Source organism: Paraburkholderia aromaticivorans, from assembly GCF_002278075.1.
Classification (GTDB): domain Bacteria; phylum Pseudomonadota; class Gammaproteobacteria; order Burkholderiales; family Burkholderiaceae; genus Paraburkholderia; species Paraburkholderia aromaticivorans.
On sequence record NZ_CP022989.1, the window covers coordinates 3,890,477 to 3,907,001 of the forward strand.

The window sequence follows — 16,525 nt, forward strand, 5'->3', positions numbered from 1 at the left end:
GCGCGCCGGACCAGGCTGCGCATGCGCCTCCTGCCGCGCACACTGCGCGCGAGGCTGTCGATCCTGTTCGCCCTGTCGACCTCGGCCGTGTTGGTATTGAACGGCGTGGTGCTGTACCACGGTCTGAAAACGCGTCTTGAAACCGCGTCGGCGCACGAGATGGCCACCACCCTCCTCACGTTGCAAACGCGCCTTCGCACCCTGCCCGACCTCGCGGCCGTCACTGCCGATCGGGCGACATGGCACAACCAGTTGCACGGCCACAAGAACCTCGATATCGCCTTGTTCCACGCGCGCAGCGCCCCGCTCATCCGCACGAGTGGCTATTGGCCAAATGCGCAAACGCTCGCCGTGCGCGCCGGGATCGCACCCGTGCATGTGTCGATGGAAACACAACCGCTGCGCTTTCTGGTGGCGACGGCGCCGCTCGGCGACGTATCCGGCACCCAGGTGCGCGTGGTCGTGCAATACGATGCGCGAGCCGAACGCGCGTTCCTGCGCACCTACGCGCTCAACGTGCTGGCCGTGATCGCGATCGGCACACTGGTAAATGCGCTGCTCGCGTGGTCGATCGCCCGTTTCGGCTTGCGGCCGCTCGCCTGTCTGACCGCGCGCGCCGAACGGATTTCCAGCAGCCACCTCGCGCAGCCGTTGCCCGAGCACGACATGCCGGGCGAACTGAAAGAGCTGAGCCGCGCCTTCAACCGCATGCTGGCACGACTGCATGAGTCGTTCACGCGTCTCGCGCAATTTTCATCCGACCTCGCGCACGATATGCGGACCCCGCTCACCAATCTGCTCGCCGAAGCGCAGGTGGCGCTTTCGCAACCGCGTTCCGCGGATGAATATCGCAACGTGATCGAATCGAGCGTGGACGAATTCCAGCGGCTCGCGCGCCTGATCGACAGCATGCTGTTTCTCGCGCGTGCGGACAGCGGTCACCACCGGCTGACGCTGCAGTTCGTCGACGCCCGCAGCGAGGCGATGCGGATTGCCGGCTACTATGAAACCATGGCCGCGGATGCCGGCGTCGAGATCGTGGTATCGGGTCATGCGCACTTTCACGGCGATGTGCCGCTCGTGCAACGGGCGCTGAGCAATCTGATTTCAAACGCATTGAGCCACGCGCCGCGCGGCAGTATCGTCAATGTGCAGTGCGCCGAGCGCCGGCGCCACGCCCAGCTATCGGTATCGGACTGCGGCGCCGGCATCGCCAGTCCGCATCTGGAGCGCATCTTCGACCGCTTCTACCGGGTCGATCCATCGCGTCACAACTCGGCAGGCGGCACGGGTCTCGGACTGGCCATCGTCAAGGCGATCATGGACGAACATCAAGGCGAATACAGCGTGGAAAGCGTGGCGCACGAGCGCACCACATTCAGCCTGCATTTTCCGAAACATCCGCTTCAGCCGATGGGTGGTTGAACGAAGCGCAGACCGGCGTGCAGGAAAGCACGCGCCGCCAGGCGGGTCACGCATCGCGGCCGGTCAGTCCAGAAACTCCGCGGCCCGCTTGCGCAGCACCGCGCCGAAGTCGTCGAGCCAACCGATCGACAAACGCCAGCTCTGCCAGTACAGGTCGACATCGATCGGCTTACCGGGCGCCATCTCCACCAGTTCGCCGTTCGCCAGATGCGGGGCGATCATGCGTTCCGGGCACATGCCCCAGCCGAGGCCCGTCACGCAGGCGCGCAAAAAACCGGCGACGTGCGGAATCCAGTGCAACGGCGGATCGAGTTCGGCGCGCGTGATGCGGCGCATGAAACGCTTTTGCAACTGGTCCTTGGGATTGAAGTCGACGCACGGTGTGCGCCGCAAGCTCTCGCGCGTCACGCCGCCGGCAAAGTGACGCGCGAGGAAATCCGGTGAACAGACCGCCAGATAACGCATCCGCCCGAGGCGCGTGGAGCGGCAGCCCTGCACCGGCTCGGCTTGCGTGGTGACCGCGCCCTGCACGCTGCCGTCGCGAATGCGCTGCGCGGTATGGTCCTGATCGTCGATCACGAGGTCGAGCAACATTTCCCGTTCTACGCAGAATTGCGCGACCGCGTCGATGAACCAGGTGCCGACGCTGTCGTCGTTGACGGCCACGCGCAGCGCCGGCCACGGTTCGACCAGCGCGCCGGGCAGCACCGGCAGGCGGCCGGTCAGTTCCGCCTCCAGCAGTTGCACGCGTTCGGTGTGGCGGCACAAGAGCGCGCCCGAGGTGGTCGCGACGCAGGGCTGGCCGCGCTTCACCAGCACGCTCCCCACACGCTCCTCGAGCAGCTTGACCCGCTGCGACACCGCGGACGGCGTCACGTTCAGTTCGCTGGCGGCACGATCGAACGAGCCATGGCGCACCACGGCGGCCAGCGCGTCGAGCAGCGCATAGTCGAGCATTAGCGTTCCTTAATCGGCATTAAGTGAATTAGCTTCTCTTATGGGAAGCAAACCCGCAGACTAGCCCCGTTCGCTTCTCCCGTCTACTGGATCGATTATGAACTGGCTGTCTTTTTCCCACGGCGCCGCCCTGTGCGCATCGCTGATCGTGACCATCGGCGCGCAAAACGCCTTCGTGCTGCGGCAGGGCATCATGCGCTCGCACGTCGGCAAGATCGTCGCACTGTGCGCGCTGTCGGACTTCATTCTGATCGGCGCGGGTGTCGGCGGCGCCTCGGTGCTGGTCGAGCGCTATCCGGTGTTCGTCCACGCCATGCTGTATGTCGGGCTCGCCTATCTGGCCTGGTTCGGAATCAATGCGCTGCGCCGCGCGGTGCGGCCGGGGCACGCGGTGCTGGAAAGCGAGGCCGCCGGCGCGGCGCCGGTGCAGCGCGCCGTACCGATCATTCTGATGACGCTCGCCTTCACCTGGCTCAATCCGCACGTGTATCTCGACACGTTCCTGCTGATCGGCACGGCCGGCGCCCGCGAACCCGACGGCGCGCGGGTGGCGTTCGCGCTGGGCGCAATGGCGGTCAGCGGGATCTGGTTTCTCGGTCTGGGTTACGGCGCGCGCGCCCTCGCGCCGCTCTTCAAACGGGCGACGGCCTGGCGCGTGCTGGATGGCGCGATCGGCAGCATGGTGTTGCTGCTCGCGGTGACGCAATTGCGCTGAAAGCCGGACCGGCTTCGGGCCGTTGCGGGTCCGTCATTCTGGTCGGCTGACAGCGAAGTGTGCTGTCCACGCGTTGCGGTTCACGCGCCGTTCGCCTAGATGCAGCCGAGCGCGGAAGCCTTTAGGGTAGCCGCGGCTCGGGTGGAGCATTCGAGCTTGCGAAAGACGCTTTCCACATGCGTGCGCACGGTACTCGGGCTCAGGTCGAGAATGCGGGCGACCTCCTTGTTGCTCGCCCCCAGACTGATGTGTTTCAGCACTTCGGTTTCTCGCGGCGAGAGCAACCCGGCTTTCGGGCTGCGCGCACGTTCAGGTTCGGCAGCCGCCGGGAAATCGTCGAGCTCCGCGGAAACCGTGGCCTTGACCACTTCTGCGTCGAAGCGCCCCGCCTGCGCCTGCCCGATGAGCAGAGCGGCGGCCTCGTCCGGCGACAAAGCCGGCCGCCACGGGCGAGCCGAACGCAGCGCCACCCACGCGGCGGCGACCGCGAGGACCCGCGCTTCGCGCCCGATCGCATCACCGCCACTGCTGCGGAAATAGCCTGAACCGTCAAGACGCTCATACGCGAAAGACGCGATCTCCGCCTCCCGGGCCAGACCTTCGATCTGCTTGCCGGCACGCGCCGTCCAATACGGAACGAGCCGGACCTTTTCCCATGCGGCTCGCGAAAGCTCGCCCGCGGTGTTCCAGATCGCGTTGGGAACCGCCATGCGTCCCATGCCATGGATCAGGCCCGCCATGTACGTGCTGCGCCGCGCCTCCTCACTCATGCCTGAACGCACGCAGCAGGCGGCGGCCGTTTCGGCCACGCGACGTGAATAGCCGGTCATCCACGGCAGCTTCAGGTCGATGACATCGGCGACGATCTCCGGCGCACAGGCAAGTTGCATCGCATCCGTGCACATGGGCTCGTCGCGGCGCTGCGCGACCGAAGCGTCGAGTTCGTCGAGCCAGGCGGCCGCACGCGCGCAGGCGAGCCGCGCCAACTCCGCCGGGTACTGGCGGCCCGCCTTCTGCGCGATCAGCGTCTGCGCTCGCTCGAGACCATACACCCGACTCAGGATCTCGAGATCCCCGGCCACGGCAACCATGAACACCGCCTGCGGAACGTCTCGCCCCGGCCGCTGGTCGGGGAAACCTCCGCCATCCCAACTTTCGAAAATACGCCGAAGCGCCTCCTGCGTCGCGCTAGCCAGCCCCAGCATGCGAGCCACCTCGCCGGAAACTTCACAGTGGATTTGCGCGAGCGGCAAGATTGCCGCGCCGACTTGCGCCGCTGCTGCGTCGCCGCCGGCCCAGTCCGGCCGCATGGCAAGCATGGCCGCACGGCCGCCGATGTCGTCACCGAGCCAGTCGGAAAAACCGGTCGCGTTTGCCGTACAGCCCGACCACCTCAGCAGGGACACCTCCTTGACCACGTCGCATTGCACCTCGTCCAGACCCGCCTGCGCCGCGAGCCGCGCCGCGAGCCAGCCGGTGCGCGGCGAATGGTCGGTTGGCTGCCCCATGCTGAGGTCGCCGATGAACGCCAGCGCCTTGACCGCGTCCAGCACGCGGATTACAGAAATGTCATGCATGGCTTTCGACCTTGTGGTCAGTCCTGTCCGTTGCGCCCGGCCGGGTCGGATCGGTCGTTCGACCGATACAGGAAGTCGCCCGAACGGCGCATCCTCCAATCCGCAAGTAATTCTCCCCAACGAAACTGATCAAGAGGATGGACATTATGAATACCCTGCTCAAAAAATGTTTGGCTGCCGCGCTCATGCTGGGAGGCTTGCTGCCGCTGGCCGCCCTCACACCGGCCAGCGCGGCCGCCCCGAACGACGATCTCAAAGGCAAGAGCGTCGTGCTCGTGCACGGCGCATTTGCCGACGGCTCGAGCTGGAACAAGGTGATTCCGCTGCTGGAGGCGAAAGGCCTGCACGTGGTGGCGGTGCAAAACTCCCTCAGGTCGCTCGACGACGACGCGGCGGCGACGCATCGTGTCATTGAGCAACAGACCGGGCCCGTCATTCTGGTCGGTCACTCGTGGGCCGGCGCGGTGATTTCCCAGGCGGGCAACGACGACAAGGTCAAGGCTCTCGTCTATGTCGCGGCATTCGCGCCGGATAACGGTCAGTCGATCGACGACATACTCAAAGGCAAGCCCGCGCCTTCGTGGGCAGCGGAGTTGCAGAAGGACTCCGCCGGCTACCTGACACTGTCGACCGACGCGATCGTCAAGGACTTCGCGCAGGACCTGCCGCCCGCTCAAGCCCGTATCGTAGCCGCGACGCAAGGCCCCTGGTTCGCCGGTTGCATGGACGACAAGGTGGCCACAGCGGCATGGCACACCAAGCCGTCGTGGTACGTGCTGACGGAGAAGGACCGCATGATCCCCGCGCCCCTGCAGACAGCCATGGCGCAAGAGATCGGCGCCACGGTGGTCAAGCTCAACGCGAGCCACGTCGCCATGCTCTCGCAGCCGACCGAAGTCGCGGCGGCCATTATCACGGCGGCTCGTGCGGCGAAGTAAGGACGACGGGTTGACAGCCGATGACGGCGGGCGATACGCCGACGCGCTGTCACGCCGAATGCCAGCGCCGGGTCATTCTCCCGGGTCATTCTCCCGGGTTATTCCCCGTCACTGGCAGTGACCAGCCGCAATGAGCGAGGCCCGTGCGCCCCTCTTTTGCGCTGATCACCCGTGGCTGTCGATCCAGGCACGCGCCCACTCCAGACCTGCGCGTTGCGCTTCTTCTTCGGTATCGAAGTGGGCGAGAATGCCCGACGCCTCGATCAGTTTGCCGGCTAGCGTAATAGTTCCGCTCGCCCCGTACCGCTCCGGCTGCAATATGCCCTCCTGCTGCAGGATGGCGTGGCCCCAGACGGTGTAGCCGTGATAAGTCTCGGATTCCATCAGCGCATCACCTCAGCCTTGACGCCGCGGGCACTCACGCGCAACACATTGCCCTCGGGGGTGATCTGCCGCGGAATTCCGGACATATCCGGTGCGTGCACAGGCGCGTTTTCCTGCATGTCAGTTTTCGTTGCGAGCTTTGCCACCGGCGCCGGCGCGCGCCGCGCGTGCACTGTCACGGCACGCGCACCAACGCGTTTGCCGGCCGCCGGCCTGCGGACGGCGCTCGCGCGGGGCGGCATGCCCGTTCGCGCTTCCGGCGGGTTCCAGATCTCGACATAGTGCTCACCCGCCACGCCCGTCGAAGCCACCGCGAACAGCATTGCACCCAAGCCGAAAAATCGAAACATATTCTCTCCGTATGCGCTTTCGCGTGTCTCACGACTGGCGGGAAGATTATCGCGAAATAGTACCTGCTCGCCGCTACGACACGCCGCCAGATACTGTACATTCATACAGGTTTTTGCGCAATCGGAAGAGCTTTCACCCATCGCGGAGGACCACGCCCACCGCGATGGCCCCGTGCGAGCGAACGCGTACGGCGAGCCGGGCCAACGCCGGGCAGCCGGTGATTGACGCCAATGACATCAGGCAGCGGCTCGATCAGGCCAACGAGAAAGCCCGTTCCGGGTTGTAATTGGACGGTGGCGGGCCCGTCTTTCTGTGAGACATCCGCAAGTCATGGAAGGCGGCGCAACGTCGTGCAGCGGCACTTTTGCGGACGCGTCAAAGCGGGCCGGCGCCGCATCGTAACGGGAGCGCGCTCATGTGGAAATACCTCGCGATCTGGATTGGCGTTCTGATATCGACGTGGCCGCTTTCGCCCCATGCCGAACTCACGGCGCCGATCACCATGGAGTGCCGCAGCGGCGAATTCGTGGTCGGCCTGGTCGGCAAGACGGGGGCATGGATCGATTCCATCGCGCCCATCTGCGCGCACTGGGAAGAGCGCAATGTCCAGTCGGTGATGGCGCGATCCGTCCCGCGGGTGGCGGGCGGCACGGGCGGGGCGAGAAACCAGCAGACCTGTCCCGATGGGACTGCCCTCATGTCGTGGAAAGTGGAAAAGGTCCTCGTCAACGACGCCGCCTACGCGTCGGCCGTGGTCTCGCAGTGCCGCTCGCTGCTGCCGCCTCACGCGCAGGAGCCGGGTGTCTTGCGCTACGCAGGCGCGGGCGGCCCGCCCGGGCGGCAACCGTTGCCGCAGGAAAACTGCCCGGCCGGCCAGGTCGCGACCGGCGTGCATGCCTGGGTCAGCCACGATCAGCGCTTCGTCACCGAGGTCAAGATGAATTGCGGCCCGGCGCCCTTCGTCCATTCCGACATGACCACACGAAGCAATCCGGATGGGAGCGTCACCTATTTCTCGCCCACGCTGGTCTTTCCCGATCGAGAAGGCATTCGCGTCGACTGGTGCCGCGATTGGGCCGCCAATTGCGGCGCCCCTGCAGCGGACGCGTTTTGCCATTCGCAAGGCATGGGCAACGCCGCGAGCTTCGATGTCAAAGCGGATGTGCCGCTGACCATCGTGATATCGAGCCGACGCATCTGCCGGCAGCAGGGATGCAAGACGTTCGAGCGGGTCGATTGCGGGGCGCGCAAGTAACGCGCGTGCCCTCCACACTCAGATGGGTTTGTCGCTCGCCGGTTTGCCGAAACGGGCCGGCGCTTTCTCACCGTCCTTTTCGAAGTCGCTATTCGTCCAGTCGAATTTCGCGGTCGACGTCGCAAGCGAACGGCTCAGCCCGATGCCGTATTCGGTCAGATACGTGCGGCGCGTCTTGTTCTGGATGATGCCGTCTTTGGTGTCTTCGCAGTCGAGGTCGATCGCCTTGCCGGTCAGCACGGCGTTGATCTGCGAAGCCGGATAGTAGTGGCCCGAATGACAGCGCGACACGGTCGTGCGGAAGTTGGCGATCTGAACCGTCGTGCCGATCTTGAACGTCGTGGTGTACCTCGTATCTTCCTTCGGTGCATCGAACGCGAACTGGTCATTGTCGCTGTCATGCACGACGAACGGAATGAAGGCCATCGTCTGCGAGTACGACGCCGTTTCCTGCTTCAGACTGTACAGGTTGAGGTACGACAGGCTGAACGTCGCGCCGCTCGGTACGTCGTTGGCCGACAGCCGCCAGTCTGTCTGAGCCGAGCCGAGCCGAGCCGAGCCGAGCCGAGCCGAGCCGAGCCGAGCCGCCGGCAGCTTATCGCACGTGCTCGTTTCGACAGGGAGGATTCAGGAAGTCGAAAGACACGCTATCCGAATACCCAAGCCCATGCCGCCCGAAGGCGACGCGCGCGGTTTTCGAAGAGATACGAGGCAGCCAGCGCCAGGAGACCTGAAATAGCCCCGGTCAGGATGTGCTCGACGTACGGAATGCGGTAGTGACTCGCGTGTGAATAAGCGTCGCCTATCGCCGTCAGGACGCCGACGACAAGCGCATTGCCGTATCGATGCGCGTAGAGTTTCCCCACAGGGGTGAAAGTCAGAAGGACGGCCAGAAGTCCGGTGAGCAGACCGGTATGGAATGCAATCGTCCAGTGGGCAAGGCTCATGACATTGCCCCAGCTCCCCGGCATGCAGGTCATGCACGCGCTGGTCGGCTGCCAGAAACGCTGGATAAAAAGCCTGGCGCGGCGCTTCCACTCGATTGACATGATCTATTCCCATCAATCCGTTGTCTTGATCGATGCCACCATGCGTTTCGTCAAGGCGGTTTTCAGGCCCTTCAACCAGACTGCGGTCCACGCCGTGGGTGCTTCAAATCGACATCCCGTCGAGGCCGGGTGAGAACGCGTACATGGTCGAATACTACACCGCGGCTGAACGTCCGCCTGGAAGTTCACACGGGAGCCAAGCGCGTTACGGGTCCCCTGCGTAGCTTGGCGATGTTTCCAGTCAGTTCATCTAACGTCCAGACAATTGCACGATCGGAGCCCCCCGCAAGCCATTCGCGGGCGTCCCTCACGGAATGCCCGCGGGCGCCGCGATTGCGGCCCCAACCCGCCGGTACAAACGCGCGAGTTGACTCAGGTCAATGGTGACCTGCCCGTGTGGAGTCCAATGATCGAAGACGTCGTCACGCGCAGACTCAGAAAGCGTGTGCGCGGAATCGGCCGGTAGCCGCTGCGTATGCCATGCTGCGACCGGGTCGAGCGCGGTGGCGGCAATCAATCCGCCCGAGAAATCCAGAAGCAGCATGGGCTCACACGGCGTACACGGAGACTTCACGAAATGGTCCTTTTCGCCGCGTTCATTTCACTGGTGTTCCTCTACAGCCTGATATCCCGGAGGCTGGAGCGAACGATTCTCACCGCGCCCATTCTGTTCACCGCGGCGGGTGTGCTGATGACGGCCTCGCCCGAGGTGCTGACCGAACTGGCGCTTGACCGCAAGGGCTTGTTGCTGGTTGCCGAACTGGGGCTCGTGATGACGCTCTTTGCCGACGCTTCACGGGTCGCTCCTCGCATGCTCAAAGGGCGCGTCAATCTGCCGGTTCGCCTGCTGACCGCCGGCATGCTGCTGACTATCGTGCTTGGCGCGCTCTGCGCGATGGGCGTTCTCGGGAAACTCTCCTTGTGGGAAGCAGGCATTCTTGCAGCGATTCTGGCTCCGACCGACGCCGGGCTCGGACAGGTCATCGTGAACAGTCCGCAGGTACCGCAAAGGGTTCGACAGGCATTGAACGTGGAAGCCGGTCTGAACGACGGGCTCGCCGTGCCGTTCATGATGTTCTTCATTGCATTGGCCGCCGCCACGGAGGGGAAAGCCGGCGGCTCGGTACTCGTCGGCGTTCTCGTCCAACAGATCGGTTACGGCACACTGATAGGACTGGGCATCGGGCTTGGAGGCGGCTGGTTGATAGGCTTTGCACGGCGCAAGGAGTGGATGGCCGAACCACTTGCGCAACTCGGCGTGGTCGTGTTGCCCCTCGCTTGCGTGCTCGCATCGGAAGCCACCGGCGCGAGCATGTTCATTGCCGCATTCGTTGCTGGGCTCTCTGCCCAGGCGGGCTTCAGCGAAGTGGGCAAACACAGCGTCGAGTTCACCGAGGAATGGGGACAACTCTTCAACTTTTTTGTGTTCTTCCTCTTCGGCTTGCTTGTCACGCGACAGTGGACACAATTCAGCTTCGCGATCTTCGCCTACGGCGTGCTGAGCTTGACGTTAATTCGCATGCTTCCCGTCGCGATAGCACTGCGAGGCACCGGGCTAAGTCGGCCCACCGTACTTTTCATGGGCTGGTTCGGCCCGAGGGGGCTGGCGTCCATCGTGCTGGCACTTGTCTATCTCGAGGGGGAAACAAAGCTGGCGGGCGAATCGACCATCAAGCTTGCCGTTACAGCGACGGTGCTGCTCAGCATTCTCGCTCACGGGCTCACCGCGCTCCCCGGGATCAGGCGCTATGCGACAGCGATTGCGCGGCTGAACAACAATGCAGCAGAGAACGAGCCGCCGGGTCCCCGCGAGAAGAATCCCGCACCGGGCTGAAACACTGCCTCTTCGCGCAGGTGGAATCCGTTTGAAAGAGCTTCGCAAACTTGCGCCTGAGCATCTGTTGTCCCGATTGTTTCTTTTCTCGCAGCCGGCGCGCGCTACATCCCCCAACGCAGCGCCGGCGTATGGACCTGGCTGTCCCAGTGACCGACCATCTCGTCGTCCAGCACAGATAATGTAATCGACGCACCCGCCATCTCGAGCGATGTCGTCAGCGCGCCCACCTGCGCCCGGCCCACCTTCAGACCGCGTTGCTGAAGCCACGCGCGCGTCGAGTTGAAAAGCAGGTACAGCTCGCCGAGCGGTGTTCCACCAAGGCCGTTGATGAGCACCAGTAGTTCAGCGCCCGCCTGGGGCTTGAGGTCATCGACGATCGCTTTGAGCAGCTCCCCCGCAATCGCATCGGCGCCCGAGAACTTGGCGCGGCGCCGGCCCGGCTCACCGTGAATGCCCACGCCCACTTCAATCTCATCGTCGCCAATCTTGAACGTCAACGTTCCCGCGGCCGGCACGGTGCAACTGCTGAACGCCACACCCATCGAAGCGGTGCGCTTGTTGATGCGGTCGCCGAACGCCTTGCACTGTTCGAGGTCGGCGCCGCTTTCGGCCATGCTGCCTACCAGCTTCTCGACGATCACCGCGCCGGCGACACCCCGCCGCCCGGTGGTGTAGCTGGAGTTTTCCACCGCCACGTCATCGTTGATGAGCACCATCGCGTTTGGGATCTCCGACATCTCCGATGCCATTTCGAAGTTCATCAGGTCACCGGAATAGTTCTTCACGATGAATAGCACTCCCGCACCGGTATCGACAGCGTCGGCGGCGGCCATCATCTGATCGGGCGTCGGTGAGGTGAAGACCTGACCGGGACAGGCTGCGTCGAGCATGCCATGGCCCACAAAACCGGAGTGCAACGGCTCATGCCCCGAACCGCCGCCCGATATCAATGCCACTTTGCCCGGTTTGAGCGTCTTGCGACGCACATACACCGGGTCGCTGTTGAGCACGACCAGGTCGCTATGCGCGGATGCAAACCCGGCCAGACTTTCGGCGAGGAAATCGTCGACATGGTTGATGAATTTTTTCATGGCCTGGTCTCCTTTCACGCCGGCTCGCGCGCCAGATGCGCGCACACGGCGGCGATCATGATCTGACTGGAACGCGCGCCAGGGTCGATATGACCGCGCGAGCGCTCGCCCAGAAACGAAGCCCGCCCTTTGGTCGCGAGCATATCGCGGGTGGCGAGCATGTTCTGCTCGGCCACCTGCGGCAATTCCTCCAGTACGGTCTTTCGCAACGCGGGGGATTCGCTCGCCGCAAGCTCCTTGAAGCGCGCGGCAACGGGAATCAGCACGTCCATCATCGTCTTGCTGCCTATGCCCGTTTTGCCCCGCTGCCCGACCGCTTGGACGCCGGCCGCAAACATCAGCGCGGTGCCCGCAACGTCCAGCGGATGGTTCGCCGATGCTTTCGCCATCCCGTTCAGCAACGAAAAGAACAGCGGCCCGGATGATCCGCCGACCGTCGACAACACCTTGTTCGCCGCGAGTTCCAACGCGGCCCCCAAGGTCTGCGCTTCGATGTCCGGGCGCACCGCGAGCAAGGCCTCCATACCGCGCAGCAGATTGAAGATGTGATCGCCGTCGCCGATCTGCTGGTCGAGCACGGCGATCTCGTCCGTGTGCTCTTTGAGCGCTGCGTATGCGGCGTCGATACACTCCATGACCGTTTTGCCGTTCATGTCGGGATCCTCCTGCCGTCGGCACGAAAATATAAGAGGCTGCGAGCGGGCAGCGACACGCCCACCGACTGCCCGGGGCTGAAATTGCGCTCGGCCATCGTGGTCGCCACAACCGCGGTTCCGGCACGCTCCATGATCAGCAGATGACGCAGCGGCGAGTATTCGAGCACCTTCAGTTCGAGCGCGTCGCGCGCATGACGGCTGCCGGGGGCATCGCGCGCGTCGCCTTCTTGCAGCACCACGTCTTCAGGACGAATCGCCACGGTCGCGGTGCCGGTCGGCACCGCTGCCGGATCGAACAGCGTGGGTGGCAGCAGGTTGATCGGCGGCGAACCGAGCCGCTGCGCCGCGCTCAATGAAACCGGATTACCGTAGACCTCGCGCGGCGTGCCGAGCTGCACCAGACGGCCGTGTTCAAGAATGCCGATGCGGTCGGCCAGCGTGGTCGCTTCCACCTGATCGTGCGTGACATAGAGAATGGTCGCGCCAATCGTACGATGCAGCCGCTTCAGCTCGATACGCAATTCCTCACGCAGCTTTGCATCGAGCGATGACAGCGGTTCGTCCATCAGAAATACTTTCGGCTCGCGCACGAGCGCGCGCCCGATCGCGACGCGCTGCATTTCGCCACCCGACAAATGGGTTGCCATGTTGTCGAGCTTCGCTTCCATATGCAGCATCCGCGCGACCGCGTGCACCCGCGCGCGCACCTGTTCCTCGCTGCTGCGGCGACGCGGCGAACGCAGCGGAAACGCAAGATTGCCGAACACGGTCAGATGCGGATACAACGAATATTGCTGAAAGATGAACGCAACATCGCGATCGGAAGGATGCACGCCGGTGGCAAGCGCGCCGTCGATCAGCACGTCGCCGGCATCGGGACGCTCCAGTCCCGCGACGAGGCGCAGCGTCGTGGTTTTTCCCGCGCCGCTCGGTCCGAGCAGCACCACGAATTCGCCGTCTTTCACGTCGATCGACAGGTCGTCCACTGCAACGATGTCGCCGAAGCGCTTCGATACATTGCGTAGCTGAACTTCAGCCATGAGCGTCTCCGTTGGCAGATAGCATGGAAGCCGCGCCCGGCAGGAGCCGTTCCGTAGCGGCGTCATAAAGCAACGTGCGTTCCTTCCGAAAAGAAAGACCGACGTTCGTGCCGGCGGCAACACCATCGTCTTTGCCTGCCCGCACGCGCACGACGCCGAGCGCGGTTTCAACCGCCAATACCTGGTGCGAGCCGAGGTATTCGTCGGCGATCACCTGGCCGCGCAGCGGGCCGTGCTCGTCGATCACGACGTGCTCTGGCCGGATGCCCAGCAACACGCGCGCGGCAGAGGCCTCGCAACGCCGCACGGACACCGCCGCGCCATGCAGACTCACCTGCTCCTGCCCCGCCGTCACCGCCTCGTCGACGGGCAGGAAATTCATGGGTGGACTGCCGATGAAGTTGCCGACGAACACTGTTGCGGGAAAGTGATAAATCTCATGGGGCGAACCCGCCTGCAACACTTCACCCTGGTTCATCACGACGATATCGTCCGCCATGGCCATCGCCTCGCTCTGATCGTGCGTGACGTACACCGTGGTGGCGGCCAGCGCGTTGTGCAGTTTGCGCAATTCGAGGCACATCAGTTCACGAAAGTCCGCATCCAGCGTGCCGAGCGGCTCGTCCATCAGGAATGCTTTCGGCTGCCGCACGATCGCGCGGCCGAGCGCCACGCGCTGCCGGTCGCCACCGGACAGGCCGCCGGTCTTACGATCGAGAATGTTCTCGATGCGCAGCATATGCGCGGCCGCATCGACCCGGGCGGCAATCTCGCCGCGCGACACGTGTTCGTTCTTCAGCGGAAACGCGATGTTATTGCGCACCGTCATATGCGGATACAGCGCAAACATCTGGAACACGAATGCAATGTCGCGTTGCCGCGCGCGCAATGCGGTCACGTCCTCACCATCGATCAGGATCTGCCCGGAAGTGGGCAGCTCAAGTCCCGCGATCATCCGCAACGTCGTGGTCTTGCCGCAGCCCGACGGCCCGAGCAGCACGACGAAGCGTCCCGCGCCGATGGTCAGGCTGGTGTCGCGCACAGCGACAAAATCGTCGAAGCGCTTGTGAAGATGAGCGAGAACGATCGTGGACATGATTCAGTCAGGAAAATGGCTGGTGACGACGAACGCAAGCGCGCCCACCAGAAGCACCGGAAACGACCACGTGAACAGCGCCAACGAAAACGGCTGCACGAGCATCGCCACACCTAGGCCGATCAATACCGTCGACGCCCCCTCGCTGTACCTGCGACGAAGCAGCCAGCGGTGCGGCGGAAAGACTTCGCGTTTCATTTGCGCACGGCTCCGAAGGTGATGCCCCGCAACAGATGTTTGCGCAGCAGAACGGTGAAAAAGAGAATCGGCAGCACGAACAAGGTGGTTGCAGCTGCAACGGCCGGCCAGTCCTGACCGCCTTCCCCGATGATGAATGGAATGAATGGCGGCATGGTCTGCGCATCGCCGCTTGTCAGCAGCGAAGCGAATGCGTATTCGTTCCATGCGAAGATCAGGCAGAAGATCGCTGTAGCGGCAATGCCCGTCATCGCTTGCGGCAAGACCACCTTTACGAAGGCCTGCAAACGCGTATAGCCGTCCACCAGCGCCGCCTCTTCATACTCGCGCGGGATTTCATCCATGAAACCCTTGAGCAGCCACACCGCCAGCGAGACATTCACCGCCGTGTACAGCACGATCATGCCGACATAGCTGTCGCTCAAGCCGAGCGCGCGATACATCAGGTAGATCGGAATCGCAACTGCAATGGGCGGCATCATCCGTGTGGACAGAATGAAGAACAGCAGATCGTCGGACAGCGGCACCTTGAAACGCGAAAACGCGTAAGCCGCCAGCGTGCCGAGAAATACCGCCAGAAACGTCGAACCGAATCCAATCACAAGCGAATTCACGAAACGCGGCACGGCCTTCGAAGGTCCGGCGATCACCATGTTGCGCTTGCGTACCTCACGCTCATACCAGGTCCGCGCAGGCGGCAGGCTCGCAATGAACTCCGGCGTCTGCCGCGAGCGGATCGTGAGCAGGTTGACATAGCCTTCCATGGAAGGCTGAAACAGCACGACGGGCGGATACGCTATCGCATCCTCCTGCGTCTTGAAGCTCGTCAGGAAGATCCAGACCATCGGCAGCGTGGCGATCAGCGCATACGTGATAACGAGCGCGGCCGCGAAGCGCTTGGCCCGCGCGGACGACGCCACCACGGAATGTTGTGTGGTAGTCGGTCTCATCGCTGTTTGATCCGGTTGAGTGCCTTCACGTAAATATTCGCCGCGCCGAATACCGTCACGAACAGGATGATGGCGAGCGCGGACGAATAACCTGTCTGCCACTTTTCGAACGCGGCGCGCTTGAGCGTGATCGATACCGTTTCGGTAACCGAGCCCGGGCCGCCCGATGTCAGCAGATTCACCATATCGAACATCTTGAAGTTCTCGATGCCGCGAAACAGCACCGCCAGCATCAGGAACGGCATGGTCATTGGCAACGTGATCGACCAGAACTGACGCCACGGTGTCGCGCGATCCACTTCGGCCGCTTCGTAGATATAGTCGGGAATGGAACGCAAGCCCGCGAGGCAGATGAGCATGACGTACGGCGTCCACATCCACGTATCGACCATCACGATGGTCCACGGCGCGAGCGCTACGTCGCCGATCATCTGGAACGACCCCGGCGCGATGCCGGTGAAGAAGCTGACGATGTCGTTGAAAAGCCCTGTTTGCGGTTGCAGCAGGAACGTCCAGAAGTTGCCCACCACCGCGGGCGAGAGCATCATCGGCAGCAGGATCAGCGTGGTCCAAAAGCTATGTCCGCGAAACTGCCGGTTGATCAGCAAGGCAAGACCGAAACCCAGCAGCACCTCCAACCCGACCGACCAGAACACGAAACGCGCGGTCACCTGCATTGCGTACCAGATATCCTCGTCGGTCAGAATGTCGACATAGTTGTCGATGCCGACAAAGCGCGCCGGCACGCTCGGCATGTTCGACTTGAAGTTGGTGAACGACAGTCGAAGCGCCCAGATCAACGGGAAGATGTTGATCGCGAGCAGAAGCAGGATGGTCGGAAGAATGAACAGCCATGCGATGGCCCGATCCGACAGTCCGCTTAGCCGCTTCGCGATGCGCGTCGACGCACCCCCATCGAGACTGGTGGGTGAAAAAGGCTTATCTGCCAACATGCCTCGCTCCTTCAGGCGGACCGGAGACAGGCTGTTCAGCCGCCCCCGGTCCA

The 16,525-nt window shown here is 63.5% G+C and carries 20 protein-coding genes; 6 read left to right on the forward strand and 14 right to left on the reverse strand.

Annotated elements, in window-relative coordinates:
* Window positions 1-21 precede the first annotated feature (21 nt).
* On the forward strand, window positions 22-1,425 hold the full coding sequence (locus CJU94_RS17530) for a heavy metal sensor histidine kinase (protein ID WP_425272154.1): 1,404 nt from the start codon (window positions 22-24) through the stop codon (window positions 1,423-1,425).
* Window positions 1,426-1,488: 63 nt separating this feature from the next.
* Here CJU94_RS17530 and CJU94_RS17535 read toward each other — a convergent pair whose 3' ends face one another.
* Window positions 1,489-2,382 (reverse strand): LysR family transcriptional regulator ArgP, encoded by an 894-nt coding sequence (locus CJU94_RS17535; RefSeq protein ID WP_095419768.1) that lies wholly within the window; start codon window positions 2,380-2,382, stop codon window positions 1,489-1,491.
* Window positions 2,383-2,479: 97 nt separating this feature from the next.
* Here CJU94_RS17535 and CJU94_RS17540 point away from each other — a divergent pair, with 97 nt between their 5' ends.
* Entirely contained in the window at window positions 2,480-3,097 is a 618-nt protein-coding gene (locus CJU94_RS17540; protein WP_095419769.1) for a LysE/ArgO family amino acid transporter, read from the forward strand.
* Between the two features lie 95 nt (window positions 3,098-3,192).
* Here the strand turns inward: CJU94_RS17540 and CJU94_RS17545 are convergent, their stop codons facing one another.
* The gene (locus tag CJU94_RS17545; RefSeq protein ID WP_095419770.1) at window positions 3,193-4,674 is read right to left on the reverse strand and encodes an HD domain-containing phosphohydrolase; all 1,482 of its coding nucleotides are present in this window, start codon (window positions 4,672-4,674) and stop codon (window positions 3,193-3,195) included.
* A gap of 146 nt (window positions 4,675-4,820) precedes the next feature.
* Here CJU94_RS17545 and CJU94_RS17550 point away from each other — a divergent pair, with 146 nt between their 5' ends.
* Window positions 4,821-5,612, forward strand: coding sequence for an alpha/beta fold hydrolase (locus CJU94_RS17550; RefSeq protein WP_095420420.1), 792 nt, complete (start codon window positions 4,821-4,823; stop codon window positions 5,610-5,612).
* A 165-nt stretch (window positions 5,613-5,777) separates the two neighbouring features.
* Here CJU94_RS17550 and CJU94_RS17555 read toward each other — a convergent pair whose 3' ends face one another.
* Window positions 5,778-5,996, reverse strand: coding sequence for a hypothetical protein (locus CJU94_RS17555; protein WP_095419771.1), 219 nt, complete (start codon window positions 5,994-5,996; stop codon window positions 5,778-5,780).
* Entirely contained in the window at window positions 5,996-6,487 is a 492-nt protein-coding gene (locus tag CJU94_RS17560) for a hypothetical protein (RefSeq protein WP_244220864.1), read from the reverse strand. The genes CJU94_RS17555 and CJU94_RS17560 overlap by 1 nt, the downstream gene beginning before the upstream one ends.
* Window positions 6,488-6,762: 275 nt before the next feature.
* Between CJU94_RS17560 and CJU94_RS17565 the strand changes: the two genes are divergently transcribed.
* A complete protein-coding gene (locus CJU94_RS17565; RefSeq protein ID WP_095419773.1) occupies window positions 6,763-7,602 on the forward strand; it encodes a hypothetical protein in 840 nt (279 codons plus the stop codon).
* A gap of 18 nt (window positions 7,603-7,620) precedes the next feature.
* On the opposite strand, the gene CJU94_RS17570 is transcribed toward CJU94_RS17565, so the two are convergent.
* Both CJU94_RS17570 and CJU94_RS17575 read right to left on the reverse strand, forming a co-directional pair.
* Window positions 7,621-8,028: a hypothetical protein gene (locus CJU94_RS17570; protein WP_095419774.1), complete on the reverse strand. Its 408-nt coding sequence runs from the start codon at window positions 8,026-8,028 to the stop codon at window positions 7,621-7,623.
* A gap of 221 nt (window positions 8,029-8,249) precedes the next feature.
* On the reverse strand, window positions 8,250-8,651 hold the full coding sequence (locus tag CJU94_RS17575) for a hypothetical protein (RefSeq protein ID WP_095419775.1): 402 nt from the start codon (window positions 8,649-8,651) through the stop codon (window positions 8,250-8,252).
* On the opposite strand from CJU94_RS17575, the gene CJU94_RS41435 reads away from it, so the two are divergent.
* On the forward strand, window positions 8,548-8,784 hold the full coding sequence (locus CJU94_RS41435) for a hypothetical protein (RefSeq protein ID WP_167397502.1): 237 nt from the start codon (window positions 8,548-8,550) through the stop codon (window positions 8,782-8,784). The two genes, CJU94_RS17575 and CJU94_RS41435, sit on opposite strands and share 104 nt — an antisense overlap.
* A gap of 174 nt (window positions 8,785-8,958) precedes the next feature.
* Here CJU94_RS41435 and CJU94_RS17580 read toward each other — a convergent pair whose 3' ends face one another.
* On the reverse strand, window positions 8,959-9,195 hold the full coding sequence (locus CJU94_RS17580) for a hypothetical protein (protein WP_095419776.1): 237 nt from the start codon (window positions 9,193-9,195) through the stop codon (window positions 8,959-8,961).
* 33 nt (window positions 9,196-9,228) lie between these two features.
* On the opposite strand from CJU94_RS17580, the gene CJU94_RS17585 reads away from it, so the two are divergent.
* Window positions 9,229-10,485, forward strand: coding sequence for a cation:proton antiporter (locus CJU94_RS17585; RefSeq protein WP_095419777.1), 1,257 nt, complete (start codon window positions 9,229-9,231; stop codon window positions 10,483-10,485).
* Between the two features lie 104 nt (window positions 10,486-10,589).
* Here the strand turns inward: CJU94_RS17585 and dhaK are convergent, their stop codons facing one another.
* The 7 genes from dhaK to CJU94_RS17620 are packed head-to-tail and all read right to left on the reverse strand — an operon-like array spanning window position 10,590 to window position 16,472.
* Window positions 10,590-11,579, reverse strand: a complete 990-nt coding sequence (gene dhaK, locus CJU94_RS17590) for a dihydroxyacetone kinase subunit DhaK (protein ID WP_095419778.1) — start codon at window positions 11,577-11,579, stop codon at window positions 10,590-10,592.
* Window positions 11,580-11,593: 14 nt separating this feature from the next.
* Window positions 11,594-12,232, reverse strand: coding sequence for a dihydroxyacetone kinase subunit DhaL (dhaL, locus tag CJU94_RS17595; RefSeq protein WP_095419779.1), 639 nt, complete (start codon window positions 12,230-12,232; stop codon window positions 11,594-11,596).
* Complete coding sequence (locus CJU94_RS17600; protein WP_095419780.1) at window positions 12,229-13,275, reverse strand: ABC transporter ATP-binding protein; 1,047 nt, start codon at window positions 13,273-13,275, stop codon at window positions 12,229-12,231. Before CJU94_RS17600 ends, dhaL begins: the two co-directional genes overlap by 4 nt.
* A complete protein-coding gene (locus CJU94_RS17605; RefSeq protein ID WP_095419781.1) occupies window positions 13,268-14,371 on the reverse strand; it encodes an ABC transporter ATP-binding protein in 1,104 nt (367 codons plus the stop codon). The genes CJU94_RS17600 and CJU94_RS17605 overlap by 8 nt, the downstream gene beginning before the upstream one ends.
* 3 nt (window positions 14,372-14,374) lie before the next feature.
* The gene (locus CJU94_RS17610) at window positions 14,375-14,569 is read right to left on the reverse strand and encodes a hypothetical protein (RefSeq protein WP_095419782.1); all 195 of its coding nucleotides are present in this window, start codon (window positions 14,567-14,569) and stop codon (window positions 14,375-14,377) included.
* Window positions 14,566-15,519, reverse strand: coding sequence for a carbohydrate ABC transporter permease (locus tag CJU94_RS17615; RefSeq protein ID WP_095419783.1), 954 nt, complete (start codon window positions 15,517-15,519; stop codon window positions 14,566-14,568). Before CJU94_RS17615 ends, CJU94_RS17610 begins: the two co-directional genes overlap by 4 nt.
* Window positions 15,516-16,472: a carbohydrate ABC transporter permease gene (locus CJU94_RS17620; RefSeq protein WP_095419784.1), complete on the reverse strand. Its 957-nt coding sequence runs from the start codon at window positions 16,470-16,472 to the stop codon at window positions 15,516-15,518. The genes CJU94_RS17615 and CJU94_RS17620 overlap by 4 nt, the downstream gene beginning before the upstream one ends.
* Window positions 16,473-16,525: the final 53 nt, after the last annotated feature.

Excerpts from the sequence above, each read along its gene's own strand:
- CJU94_RS17560 (WP_244220864.1), bottom strand. The coding sequence starts at position 6,487 with ATGGGTGAAAGCTCTTCCGATTGCGCAAAAACCTGTATGAATGTACAG.
- CJU94_RS17605 (WP_095419781.1), bottom strand. The coding sequence starts at position 14,371 with ATGTCCACGATCGTTCTCGCTCATCTTCACAAGCGCTTCGACGATTTT.
- CJU94_RS17615 (WP_095419783.1), bottom strand. The coding sequence starts at position 15,519 with ATGAGACCGACTACCACACAACATTCCGTGGTGGCGTCGTCCGCGCGG.
- CJU94_RS17610 (WP_095419782.1), bottom strand. The coding sequence starts at position 14,569 with ATGAAACGCGAAGTCTTTCCGCCGCACCGCTGGCTGCTTCGTCGCAGG.
- CJU94_RS17540 (WP_095419769.1), top strand. The coding sequence starts at position 2,480 with ATGAACTGGCTGTCTTTTTCCCACGGCGCCGCCCTGTGCGCATCGCTG.
- dhaL (WP_095419779.1), bottom strand. The coding sequence starts at position 12,232 with ATGAACGGCAAAACGGTCATGGAGTGTATCGACGCCGCATACGCAGCG.
- CJU94_RS41435 (WP_167397502.1), top strand. The coding sequence starts at position 8,548 with ATGACATTGCCCCAGCTCCCCGGCATGCAGGTCATGCACGCGCTGGTC.
- CJU94_RS17550 (WP_095420420.1), top strand. The coding sequence starts at position 4,821 with ATGAATACCCTGCTCAAAAAATGTTTGGCTGCCGCGCTCATGCTGGGA.
- CJU94_RS17575 (WP_095419775.1), bottom strand. The coding sequence starts at position 8,651 with ATGTCAATCGAGTGGAAGCGCCGCGCCAGGCTTTTTATCCAGCGTTTC.
- CJU94_RS17600 (WP_095419780.1), bottom strand. The coding sequence starts at position 13,275 with ATGGCTGAAGTTCAGCTACGCAATGTATCGAAGCGCTTCGGCGACATC.
- CJU94_RS17530 (WP_425272154.1), top strand. The coding sequence starts at position 22 with ATGCGCCTCCTGCCGCGCACACTGCGCGCGAGGCTGTCGATCCTGTTC.
- CJU94_RS17570 (WP_095419774.1), bottom strand. The coding sequence starts at position 8,028 with ATGGCCTTCATTCCGTTCGTCGTGCATGACAGCGACAATGACCAGTTC.
- CJU94_RS17585 (WP_095419777.1), top strand. The coding sequence starts at position 9,229 with ATGGTCCTTTTCGCCGCGTTCATTTCACTGGTGTTCCTCTACAGCCTG.
- CJU94_RS17620 (WP_095419784.1), bottom strand. The coding sequence starts at position 16,472 with ATGTTGGCAGATAAGCCTTTTTCACCCACCAGTCTCGATGGGGGTGCG.
- dhaK (WP_095419778.1), bottom strand. The coding sequence starts at position 11,579 with ATGAAAAAATTCATCAACCATGTCGACGATTTCCTCGCCGAAAGTCTG.
- CJU94_RS17545 (WP_095419770.1), bottom strand. The coding sequence starts at position 4,674 with ATGCATGACATTTCTGTAATCCGCGTGCTGGACGCGGTCAAGGCGCTG.
- CJU94_RS17555 (WP_095419771.1), bottom strand. The coding sequence starts at position 5,996 with ATGGAATCCGAGACTTATCACGGCTACACCGTCTGGGGCCACGCCATC.
- CJU94_RS17580 (WP_095419776.1), bottom strand. The coding sequence starts at position 9,195 with ATGCTGCTTCTGGATTTCTCGGGCGGATTGATTGCCGCCACCGCGCTC.
- CJU94_RS17565 (WP_095419773.1), top strand. The coding sequence starts at position 6,763 with ATGTGGAAATACCTCGCGATCTGGATTGGCGTTCTGATATCGACGTGG.
- CJU94_RS17535 (WP_095419768.1), bottom strand. The coding sequence starts at position 2,382 with ATGCTCGACTATGCGCTGCTCGACGCGCTGGCCGCCGTGGTGCGCCAT.